Below are 12060 nucleotides of genomic sequence, written 5' to 3'. Positions count from 1 at the left end.
TCAGGTCGTCATCAACAGCCCGCCTTCCACTGGTCTTTCGTTGCGGCCATCGGGTTTGCCCCTCGCTACCTTTCGGCTGAAAGTGCCGCGGCTCCGCCGGGCGCGCAAGCTTTCGCCCTCAAGGGGACGCTCAAGGCTTAGCCGCTAAGGAACGGGCTTCTCTCTAGTCAGATCAAACTCACGGGGCGATTGCTCGGCAGCAGTTAGCCTCTTTCCGGGGTCTGGTAAAATGGCCGCTCCGGCAAGCGGCGCGTCGGAGGCTGTTGCCACGCGGCCATTTATGACAACATCTTCACCCCATCGCCCACCGGGGGGAAAGCGTTGGTCTTCGATGTCACGACCATCTCCGTGGGCGGCATTCAAGAAATTCGCGAAGGTTTTTTAGACAGCGCGTTGTCCATGGCTCTCGCGTGCGGATGGGAAGTAGGCGTAAAATGTCGTTCGTGACACTCCCATCCTTTTGGCGACCTCGGCTACAGGAATTGTACCTGCCTTCAGCAAAGCAGCGGCAGCTTCAATATCTCCGTTAGAAAGCTTCTTCCTCCGACCGCCCTTCCGCCCGCGAGCCAAGGCTGCCTTGAGTCCCTCCATGGTCCGTTCGCGGTTCAAATCAAGGAAGTACTCAGCCATTGCGCCGTGCATCTGCAATGCGAAACGTCCATGTGCCGTTTCGCTATCGAAGTGCTCAGTAAGACTGAGAAACTTAATTTCCTGCCGTCGAAGCGTATCAATTGTCCTCATCATCTCGACAAGCGAACGCCCAAGACGATCCAGTTTCCAAACCACTAGAACATCATCCGGTCGCAGGTAGGCGAGGGCGGCGTCGAACTCCGGACGCTTCGTGCCGGCGCGCCCGGACTTCTTCTCTTCAAATATCCTGGTGCAGCCTGCCTTGCTCAGCGCATCGCGTTGCAAATCAAGATTCTGATCGGTCGTAGAGACCCGTGCGTATCCTATCAACATGTTCAGGATTCTAAGCCAAGACCGTTATCCGCACAATAGATTTCCTGACACGATTTCCTGACACAAAAACCGATTCGATGAAGAGTCTAGGGATGCTTCGATCACTGTACGGAAAACGGTCGTTTACCGGACATTCTATTGAGTCGCTTGGCGCCATGGCAATAGGGCGCAAAACGTTGCCCTTCGCGGAGGGGCTGCTCCCGGCCCAAAATCGGACGCTTCAAAAAGAGGCTCTGGCTGATCAGGTTAGCGTCAAAAACGGCGACCTCTGCCTGCGAAGGGCGAACGTGAGTGGCTAATTTTATATGATTTTCCGATTCTTAGAGGTATCGCCTGGGCATAGGGTAACACCTGGGCAACACAACGAGCAGCGTCTAATTGGAAAGAGCAAGGTGGGGCGCTTCCGCCGCCAACTTCCCTGTTAACTGTGCACCGCCATGTCCATCGCTGAGGGCCTCGGCCAGACCTGAGTCGTCAAAATTAAAAACTTCAAAATCATCGCTGCTTCTGGCATCAGGTAAGCCAGTGAGGTCCAATGATGACTGCAAGATCCGGAATACGAGACAACCGAGAGCGAGGAACAGCACACCAGTTCATTGCCGAGCGCGGTATCCCCGGCAGCCGCCTATCCGTCGTGTCTGCGTACTTTACGACCTTCGCTTATGAATATCTCCGCGGAACTCTCGACAAAGTCGAGGAGATGCGCTTCCTGTTCGGCGAGCCACGGTTCCTGCGCGATGCCAACAATGGCGGCCTTGTTCCTCCGGCGTTCTCCCTGGATGAGGGCGGGCTGCGGCTGGTCGAGCAGATTAGGCAGCGAGGGGTGGCCCAGCGTTGCGCCGACTGGATTCGGCGACAGGTAAAAATACGTTCGGTTAAGCGTCCCGGTCTTCTGCATGGAAAGCTAGTCCATGTCGACGATGGTCGCCGGAGCCACGCGCTGCTTGGCAGTTCGAATTTTACTGTGAGCGGGCTTGGCCTCGGAACCTCTCCAAACATCGAATTGAACCTTGTGGTCGATGGCGATCGCGACCGCGAAGACCTGCTCGCCTGGTTCAATGAGCTTTGGACTGATGAGAGCCTTACGAACGACGTGACTGAGGAAGTCCTTAGTGCTCTCGAAGCAATATACGTCCATGCGAGCCCCGAGTTCGTCTATTTCAAGACGCTGCTGCACATTTTCGGCGAGTACCTGGCAGAGCAGGCCGATGAAGCTGTAAGATTTGAGCAGACCGCGTTTGAGCAGACGGCAATTTGGCAGGCGCTGTTCGATTTCCAGCGCGATGGGCTTCGCGCCATCCTCACCAAGCTGGAGCGCCACGGCGGCTGTATTCTCGCCGACAGCGTTGGCCTTGGCAAAACTTATACAGCGCTCGGCGTAATCAAGTGGTACGAGAAGCGCAACAAGAACGTCCTGGTGCTGTGCCCCAAGAAGCTGCGGGAGAACTGGACGGACTTTCTCGCAGGCAACAACAGCGAACTTAATCCGCTGCGCGCCGACCGGCTCGGATACACAGTGCTCTCCCACACCGACCTTTCGCGTGAGCAAGGAAAGGTCGGCGACATCGATCTCTCAAAGATCGAGTGGGGCAACTACGATCTCGTCGTCATCGACGAGTCCCACAACTTCCGGAATGCGTCGCGCAATCGAAGCGGCTCTGGTCGCAAGACTCGTTACGAGCGGCTGATGGATGACATTGTCAAGACCGGGCTGAAAACAAAGGTCTTGTTGCTCTCCGCCACTCCCGTAAACAATAATCTGAGCGACCTCAAGGCGCAGCTCGATCTCATCTCAGCTGACAAAAACGACGGCTTCGCCGAGGTTGGCGTTCCCAACCTTTCGGGGCTAATCGGCACCGCCCAACGCCGGTTCATCGAATGGGCAAAGCGAGGCGATCGGGATGCCGCCGTCCTGCTGACTTCTCTTCCGCCCGCGCTGTTCGGTCTCTTGGACGGCATCACCATCGCGCGTTCGCGCCAGCATGTGGAGCGCCATTACGCCGCGTCGATGGAGCGAATCGGCAGCTTCCCGAAACGCGTCGCCCCCGTTTCTGTGTTCTCCATTATAGACACCAAGGGTAGTTTCCCTTCGTTCGAGGCGGTTGACGATAGGATAAACGGACTGGAGCTGGCGCTCTATAGTCCCCTCGTTTTCGTGCTGCCCGAGTATCACCATCTCTATGACAAGGGGGGCAACTTCGATCAGGGCAACCGCGAGCGCTACCTGATCGCCATGATGAAGTCCGGCTTCCTCAAGCGACTGGAAAGCTCGGTCAATTCGTTCTGCCTCACGATGGAACGAATGATCGACCGGATCGATCAGCGTATTCGCGAACTGGACGCATATGACGAAGCAGCTTCTGTCGATTCCGAGTTAAGCGACGAGGACGAGCTCGACGAGGAGTTGGAGGAAGCCTTTGAGGTTGGCGGTGCACTGAAATACAAATTGGCTCACATCGACCGCCAGCGGTGGAAGGGGACTTTGGAACGCGACAGGGAGCGCATCGTCGGGCTCGCCGACGCGGCGCGGCTGGTGACTCCCAAGCGGGATGCCAAACTAGAGAAGCTCGCCGAGATCCTCCGCGACAAGGCCGCCAACCCTTCGACGAACCGGAACGGCGAGGCCAACCGCAAGATCATACTTTTTACGGCCTACACTGACACGGCCAGGTATCTTTACGAGCAGCTTGTGCCGCTGGCGCGAGAACTGGGGCTAGAGGCCGCGCTGGTTACAGGCACGGATTGCAAGGCGACCTTCGGGCGGGCGCATTTCCAGGACATTCTTGTCAATTTCGCTCCGAGAGCGAAGCGTCGAGCGGACATGAAGAATGTGGACCAGGCCAGCGAGATCGACCTGCTAATCGCGACGGACTGCATCTCCGAAGGTCAGAACCTTCAAGATGCGGACCTGTTGGTGAATGTGGACATCCATTGGAACCCCGTGCGTCTGATCCAGCGTTTTGGTCGGATCGATCGCATCGGCAGCCTCAACGATACGATCCAAATGGTCAATTTCTGGCCGACCGAAGAACTTAACAAGTATCTTGGGCTTAGGGGCCGGGTCGAGGCGCGGATGCGGCTAGTCGATCTTTCTGCGACCGGTGACGACGATCTGCTCAACAAGAAGACGGAAGCCGAAGGCGACTTGCGCTGGCGGGACGAGCAAATGCTCCGGCTGAAAGACGAAGTGTTCGACCTGGAGGAAAGCGGCGGCGGGGTGACCTTAGCCGATTTCGCACTCGACGATTTCCGCGCCGATCTGCTTGGCTTTGCGCGCGCCAACGAGCAGGCGTTGCGCGATGCCCCGCTCGGCCTTCATGCCATCGTGCCGAACGACGTCGAGGGCGGTGCGCTTGATCCCGGCGCGATCTTCTGCCTTCGTCGCCGCCCGCCCAATCCCAACTCGGAGCAGATGAAGGTCAACCCACTCGACCCTTATTACTTGGTCTATATGAAGGACAACGTCGCGGTGCGCTTCGCTTTCGGCCAGCCGAAGCCAATATTGGAAGCATGGCGCGCGCTCAGCCTTGGCCGTACCGGGCCGTTCGAAGCTCTGTGCAACGCCTTCGACAGAGAGACCGAACAGGGCGAGAAGCTGGAGCGTTACGACACTCTGATCGCGGCCGCCGTGGATTCCATCGGCGAAATGTCAGCTAAGCGGGCGCTCGCCTCGCTGGGCATCGGGCGTGGAGCCCGGGTTGCGGATGAGACGGCTCAGGCTCGCGCTGGTTCCGAATACGATCTGATCACATGGCTGATCATCCGGCCGGCGGGAGTCCTGTGTGACGGAAATCCGTAGCATCGATAGCGCGATTCGCGCCCTCGCGGATCAGCCGCTTGAGCAGGCGGGGCGTGGGCTATTCGAAGCGCTCGGCTATCGGAGCGGCAAGACCATCCCGCTCGACGGCAATCCAGCGACTTTCGCCGAAGCACTCGACCACGAAGGCAGGCTGGGGCGCGCTGCGGCGTATTTCCGCAAGTGGCGGGAAGTGCGCTTTCTTTTCCAGCTGACCAACGATGAGATCCCGATGCTCGGCCGCGACCAGGGCACGATCGACTTGGGCGAGCGCTATGGCCGCTCGATTATTGATAGCTATGTCTTTCTCGCCGTCGCTCTCGAAGGTGACGAGTGGAAGCGTTCGGCACTCGCCGGGATTACGCGGGCGATCAATACGTTGTTCCCGATGCCTGTCGTCGTGCTGTTCCGGTGCGGCAGCCATATCTCGCTGGCAGTAAGCGAGCGGCGGCAGCACAAACGCGATGCCAGCCGCGAGGTTCAAACGGGCCGCATCTCGGTCATCCTCAATGTCTCAACCGAGCGGCCCCATCGCGGCCATCTGAGCATTCTTGCGAAGCTGGACTGGCAGGCCATGCGCCCCCGTCCGTCCAACTTCGGTGAACTGCACGACGGCTGGCAAGCCGCGCTTTCGACTAAAACACTCAACGAGGCTTTCTATAAGGAACTGAGCAACTGGTTCTTTTGGTCGCGGGGCCTCGTCACCTTTCCCGAAGGTGCTGGCTCGAAGACGGAAGTGCCGCTTATTCGCCTCCTGACGCGGGTCATCTTCTGCTGGTTCATCAAGGAACGCGGCCTTCTCCCGGCAGAACTATTCCGCCTGGAGGACGTGCGCGGGCTGCTGAACTCCGATCCTGGCAAGGCGACTGACGATGGCAATTACTACCGCGCTGTTCTGCAAAATCTATTCTTCGCCACGCTCAATACCGAAATGGGCGAGGGACGCAAATGGCGCTCGAAAAACACTGACGGCGGGCAGGATGCACATTACCTGGTGCACAACGTCTATCGCTATCAGGACTTGTTCGCAGATCCGGACTCGGCGCTCGCCCTGTTCCGCAAAGTGCCGTTTCTCAACGGCGGCCTATTCGAATGCCTCGACCGGGAGCTAACCGAGCGCGATCTCGTTCGCGATCCGAGCCTCAAGGGAATAAGCGACAGCAAGCGGCTACGGGTGGACGGCTTTTCAGACCACCCGAAAAACCCGCTGCGTATACCCAACCGCATCTTCTTTGGCGGGCCGGAGAACGTGGATCTCAACGCCGACTATGAAACCAGAGGCAAGAGCTATAGCGCGCGCGGCCTGTTCACGCTGTTCGACGATTATGTCTTCACCGTCGAGGAGAACACTTCGGTCGAGGAGGAAGTGGCACTCGATCCAGAGCTACTAGGCAAGGTATTCGAAAACTTGCTCGCGTCATACAATCCTGAAACGAGCTCTTCGGCGCGGAAAATGTCGGGCTCGTTCTATACGCCGCGTTACGTTGTCGATTTCATGGTGCGGGAGACGCTCGCACATCAGTTTACCCGTGCGCTCGGGGCGTCCAAGCCAGAGGCAGGTGGCATTCGGCCAAAGAGCGAAGCTTTCGATTTCGGGCCCGCTCCTGGCGAATTAGCAATGGAGCGTAGCCAGCCCCAGCCGAATATCTCGCCTGAGGGGGCGAGGCTTGTAAGTGCCCGTGTTCATGCCCTGCTCGATCCCGCAGCGCCCGTGCCGGATTTCTCGGATAGAGAACGAGACGCCCTCATCGCCGCTATCGAAGATCTGAAGATACTCGATCCTGCCTGCGGTTCGGGTGCGTTCCCAATGGGGATGTTGCAGGCGCTGATGGAAATCCTGCGTCGGCTGGACCCGGACAATGTACGGTGGAAGGCGGCGCTGCGCGCCCCGTTGCAACGCCGGATCGCAGATGCCCGCAACTATGACATCACGCGGCGTGAGACCGAGTTGGAGGAGGCCGAGGCGGCGCTGAAGGCGTTCGACGAGGAATTCGCCGACAACGAACTTGCCGATTACGTCCGCAAGCTGCATCTGATCGAGAAGTGCCTTTTCGGGTCGGACATTCAGCCGATCGCCATCCTCATCGCCAAGCTGCGCTTCTTCATCAGTCTTGCCGTCGAGCAGAAGCTGCACCCGGACCGTCCGAACCTGGGCATCAAGCCTCTACCGAACCTCGAAACCAAGCTCGTCGCCGCGAACAGCCTGATACCGCTCGACCGACCGAAGCAGAATGACTTGTTCGCGAACAGGCGCATCGGCGAACTGGAGAGGTTGATCGAGGACGCCACCCAACGCCACTTCGGCGCGCGAACTATGCGCACCAAGCGCAAGTACCGAGATCTGATCCAGCAATACCGCGACGAACTCTCCGAAATCCTTGAGGCGGAACACTCGCTCCCACATGAAGATGCGCAGAGGGCGGCCGCCTGGAACCCGTTCGACCAGAACGCCAGCGCGCCTTTCTTCGATCCGCTATGGGTATTCCAGCTTCATGACGGGTTCGACATAGTGATCGGCAACCCGCCCTACGTAAGGCAGGAGAAGATCACCGATCAAAAGCCCGTCCTGCAGAAGATCTACGGTGAGAAGGACCGCAAGGGCCAGCCGCTCGGCAGCTATGCCGGCACGGCCGACTTGTTCGTCTATTTCATCGAACGCGGAATGCGCCTTCTGAAGCCCGGCGGCGCATTCAGCTACATCACGTCCAACAAGTGGTACCGCGCCAAATATGGCGAGAACCTGCGCCATTGGATGAACGTCAATGCGCGGATCCATCTGTTGATCGACTTCGGCGATGCCGATGTGTTCGATGCCATCGCGTACCCCACCATCATTGTTGCCGAGCGCCGTGCCCATCCCGGGCCGAAGCCGGAAGACCGCTTCCGTGCGCTCAACTGGCAAGGTCTGGGCGAAAGCGCCGAGATCTGGCACTTCCCCGCGCTGGTGGAAAGCGCAGGTTTCGACATGCCCCAGTCGGCGCTGGAGAAAGGCGGCTGGCAGATCGAGCCGACGGTGAAACGCGACCTGCTCGCCCGCATCCGCGCTGTGGGCGTGCCACTAGGCGACTATGTCGAGGGGCGATTCTATCGCGGCATTCTGACGGGATACAACGAGGCCTTTGTGATCGACGGCGCCACGCGCGCACAACTGATCGCCGCCGATCCGAAGAGCGCGGAGATCATCCAGCCCTTCCTGCGTGGGCGGGACATCAAGCGCTGGCGGGTGGAGCCGCAGGATTTGTGGCTGATCTTCACGCGAAGGGGCATCGATATAGATCGCTATCCCGAGGTGAAGCGGCACCTGGAGCAATTTCGCAAGGCGCTGGAACCGAAGCCTCGCGACTGGAAAGGTGGCGAGTGGCCGGGGCGGAAAGCCGGTCCTTACAAGTGGTTCGAAATTCAAGATAACATCGCTTACTGGCGAGAGTTCGAAACTACCAAGATTGTCTACCCGGACATCTACGAACATCAGAGCTTCGCATGGGATGAGTCATGCGCCTACGGCGCGAACACTTGCTACTTTATTCCTACCACCGAACGCTGGATGACCGCTGTTCTAAATAGCAATCTGATCGAATGGTATTACAGGCAGGTCTCTAACGCGATCCGTGGTGGCTATCTACGCGCTTTTTCCGAAGTAATGCAAAGCGTGCCGATCGCACGTGTCACCGAAGCACAGCGAACGGTTATAGATGCGCTTGTGGCTGTTCTTTCAGCAGAGCAGCACCCCGCTGTCGAACAACTCCTCAACGGCCTCGTCTACGAGCTTTACTTCTCCGACGATCTCCACGCGCGCCGTCTCAAGCTGTTCGACGCGGCGGTTGACGCGGGCCTCGGCGCGCTCGCCGGCCTCAAGGGCGAAGCGCTCATCCGGGCGGCCGAAGCCTTCGCTCGCCAACACCTCGCCCCCGCCCAGCCGCTTCGCGTGATGCTTTCCGACCTCCAGACTCTCGACGTAGTGCGGACTATCGAGGGGAAGGGGTAATGACAAACGGGTGGGAAACAATCGCAGGCGAACTGGCGGATTCTGTGCAGGAGGCAGGCGCCGCACCTCCGCCTCCTCCTCCTCCTCGCATTAAGGAATTGCGGCTTTCCAATTTCCGCGCGTTCCCTGGACCCTCCACAGTCTCCATCCCTTTCGGGGGCAAAAACGCTGTGATCTTTGGCGAAAACGGCTCCGGCAAGTCTACTATTTTCCATGCGCTCGACGGCTTCTTCTCCGTAACTGAGCGAAACCCCGCCCAACGGCGCAAGCGGCTTGAAGACAGCGTAAATCTCTTCAGTCCAAATTTCGCCGACGAGACCTGGGTGGAGATCGAGTTTTCAGACGACGTGGTCGAGCGATGGAATTCGAACCGTCATCCGTGCGACCCCGGTGCAGCGCGAAGCGAACGTGTGTTCGGCGCGGGGTACCGAAAGGCGTTCCTCGATTATCGCGCGCTTCTGGAAACCAATTTCCGTCACAGCACTGGCGCGATCAATCTTTTCGACGTGTGTGTGCATGGCGCGTTGAGGGACTATCAGGCCACGCACGAGGGCTCGCAAGAGGCATTAAGAGAGCTTTGGCGTGTGCTTGAACGCCACATCTCGCCACCCCGCTACAACTTGTCCGTCGGCCGCGACGCGGACGAGCGAAACAGTTTTCGGACCAGCTTCAATTCAGGTCTCGGCGAGGCGCTCGATGCGATGGTGCCGCTGGTAAACGATATGCTCGCCGCTCTGCATTGGCAGGACATCAAGCTGGAAAGTCTCAGCTTTCCAAGACTTACCTACAATACGGAATGGCCGGTGAGGCACAGGGACTTCGATGGTAAAAAAGTCACGCCTTTGATCAAGTTCAATGGTGAGGACCTCGATACACCGCATTTGTCACTGAATGAGGCGCGTCAGTCGGCGCTAGCGCTGGCCATATACTTTGCAGGACGAAAGCTGTGCGGTGAAACGACGCTCACGGACGTGCCGAAGCTCATGGTGCTCGATGATGTGATCGTCGGTCTCGACCAGTCGAACCGCTTGCCTGTTCTCGATCTTCTAGCCGACAAGTTCAAGGACTGGCAAATCATCATTCTCACACATGACCGCCTGTGGTTCGATATGACCCGCAGCTATCACCGCAGGCATCAGGCAGACCGCTTTTGGACCTACTCAGTGCTTCATCCGGGAGGAAATCTCACGACGCCGCCGACGCCACTTCCAGTGAGTTCGAGCGCCGCGAAAGAAGCCATGCATTTGGCCAAGCAGTTCCTTGCCGATGGACATATCAATGCCGCTGGGAATGCCACTCGGATTGCAGCAGAGCGTGCAATTCGCGAGTTCTGCGAAGAAAAGAGAATCGGGGTGAAATACCAGGTCGATAGCGAAAAGATCGCTTTTTCAGATTTCTACAGGGCAGCGAGGGATTGGAGCAACAAGAGCAGCCAATCTGCATATCGCGATGTGCTCGATAATCTTCAAATGTATGTTGAAATTCTCCTAAATCGGCTTTCGCACGGCGGCACTCCTCAATTGGAGCGGTATGATGTTCAGGGGGCAATCACGGCGACGGACGCGCTATTGCTCGCGCTCAAAGTGGTCTCAAAATACGAGCAGGCATAGATCACGTACTGCTATATAGGGCAACTTAGACATCTGCAGAATTAACAGCGCGGTCGTAACGCATCTTGAAGTTTGGGGGCAAATCGTGAAAGCTAAATCGGAGACCATGACGGTTGGGGACCTTGTCGAGTTACACAAGGAACAGATGCTGAAAGCGAATCCAGAATATCAGCGGGGTATCGTCTGGAATTCAACGCAGAAGAAGAAACTGATCGATTCCGTGCTGCGCGGTTATCCCTTGCCTCGCATCTACCTGCATCATGTTTCGAAGAGTGTCGCGGGTATGAAAACCGAGGGGCTCGAAGTGATCGACGGTCAGCAACGGATAAACGCGCTGAGCGAGTTCGCGCAAGGTGCATTCAAGTTGTTCGATCCTGTAGTGGACGCGGCGGCTGCCAAGTTCCCTGGCTTCATCCAAAATCAGCCATGCCATTGGGCGCATAAGAACTTTGAGCGTTTGGGTGAGGAACTGCAGGCGCGCTTCCTCGATGCCTCGATTCCCGTGGCGAAGATCGAGACGAAAGACGCCAACGAGGTAAGGGACCTTTTTGTCCGGTTGCAGGGCGGCGTACCGCTAAGCGCGCAGGAGAGGCGGGACGCGTTCCCCGGCAACTTCACGGATTTCATATTGCAGATCGGTGGTAAGCCCGAACTGGTACGCTATCCCGGCCACGATTTCTTCGTGCGCTCGTTGGGCATGAAGCCTGGGCAGGATCGTGGCAAGACCCGGCAGCTCGCGGCGCAGATTGCTGTGCTATTCTTCCATCGGCGGGAAAGTGGCGCAGATAGCTATTGTGACATCAACGCGCAGGCGTTGGATGATTTCTATTACCAGAATCTCGATTTCGATTCTGCTTCCGATGGTGCATCTCGCCTGGTCGCCATTCTCGACAAGCTTGCCCAACTGATCCAGCCTGGAAAGCACGCAAAGTTGCGCGGGCATGACGCGATCCACCTCGTGTTGCTCACTGACACGCTATGGGACGACTATGTGCGCAGCTGGGAAGGCCGCTTACCGGAAGCGCTAGACAAGTTTTTGGCAGCGGTCGCCGAAGGAAATCTGACGAGGAAGGCCCCCACGCCGAGCGAGTACTGGTCGCAGTATGCGCAATGGACACGCGTCAATTCGGATCGAGGAGACACGATCGGCCAGCGGCATCGTTTCTATCAGGAGAAGATGTTGGGGAGCCTTCAGCCACTGCAGCCTAAGGACCCGGTGCGGCTTTACGGTGAACTGGAACGCAGCGTTCTATTCTACCGCCAGAAAAAACAATGCGCGGTGTGCGACGTGGCGATGAACTGGCGCGAGGTCGAAATTCACCATATCGAAGAACACGGCAAGGGCGGACCGACGTCGATCGAAAACGGCGCGGCCGTGCACAAAAAATGCCATCCAAAAAGCGCGACAGAGACGCAGGCGTTGGCGGAAAAATTGAACGGCAGCGGGCGCGTGGCCTAGACTCGCGACCTAAAACACAGTCTTGTTCACCAACTCTGCTAGTGTGGCAGCAATCGACGAAACAGCTGAGGGTTGTTACCATGTTACCCCAGCCAGTAATCCGCACATCGTAGAGCGAGTCAAACCTATTTGGTTAGGGAAATCAAAGTTGTGTGCGTCAAGTTCTGCAAAAATGGCGTGGCAGTAGCTGTGACGTCGGCGTGTCCGCCGCGCAGCCCCCGTGTTTAGCGGAGCGGCGGACACACGG

5 protein-coding genes are annotated in these 12060 nt (G+C 57.9%); 4 read left to right on the top strand and 1 reads right to left on the bottom strand.

Features of this window, described 5'->3' with window-relative positions; genetic code table 11:
• Positions 1 to 381: 381 nt before the first annotated feature.
• Positions 382 to 963, bottom strand: a complete 582-nt coding sequence (locus NKH71_RS31890; protein ID WP_352896142.1) for a recombinase family protein — start codon at positions 961 to 963, stop codon at positions 382 to 384.
• Between the two features lie 535 nt (positions 964 to 1498).
• On the opposite strand from NKH71_RS31890, the gene NKH71_RS31885 reads away from it, so the two are divergent.
• The 4 genes from NKH71_RS31885 (at position 1499) to NKH71_RS31870 (ending at position 11813) form a co-directional block, all read left to right on the top strand.
• Positions 1499 to 4762, top strand: coding sequence for a helicase-related protein (locus NKH71_RS31885; protein WP_352896140.1), 3264 nt, complete (start codon positions 1499 to 1501; stop codon positions 4760 to 4762).
• Positions 4746 to 8744 (top strand): Eco57I restriction-modification methylase domain-containing protein, encoded by a 3999-nt coding sequence (locus NKH71_RS31880; protein WP_352896137.1) that lies wholly within the window; start codon positions 4746 to 4748, stop codon positions 8742 to 8744. The genes NKH71_RS31885 and NKH71_RS31880 overlap by 17 nt, the downstream gene beginning before the upstream one ends.
• On the top strand, positions 8744 to 10354 hold the full coding sequence (locus tag NKH71_RS31875; protein WP_352896135.1) for an AAA family ATPase: 1611 nt from the start codon (positions 8744 to 8746) through the stop codon (positions 10352 to 10354). The genes NKH71_RS31880 and NKH71_RS31875 overlap by 1 nt, the downstream gene beginning before the upstream one ends.
• 85 nt (positions 10355 to 10439) lie before the next feature.
• Complete coding sequence (locus NKH71_RS31870) at positions 10440 to 11813, top strand: GmrSD restriction endonuclease domain-containing protein (protein WP_352896132.1); 1374 nt, start codon at positions 10440 to 10442, stop codon at positions 11811 to 11813.
• Positions 11814 to 12060: the final 247 nt, after the last annotated feature.

This window comes from Mesorhizobium sp. M0983 (assembly GCF_040318975.1).
GTDB lineage: Bacteria > Pseudomonadota > Alphaproteobacteria > Rhizobiales > Rhizobiaceae > Mesorhizobium.
The sequence above is the reverse complement of the archived record's forward strand: the minus strand, read 5'-3'. Positions and strand labels throughout refer to the sequence as shown.

Bases quoted from the DNA above. Each gene is read 5' to 3' on its own strand.
- NKH71_RS31890 (WP_352896142.1), bottom strand. From the start codon at position 963: ATGTTGATAGGATACGCACGGGTCTCTACGACCGATCAGAATCTTGAT.
- NKH71_RS31885 (WP_352896140.1), top strand. From the start codon at position 1,499: ATGATGACTGCAAGATCCGGAATACGAGACAACCGAGAGCGAGGAACA.
- NKH71_RS31875 (WP_352896135.1), top strand. From the start codon at position 8,744: ATGACAAACGGGTGGGAAACAATCGCAGGCGAACTGGCGGATTCTGTG.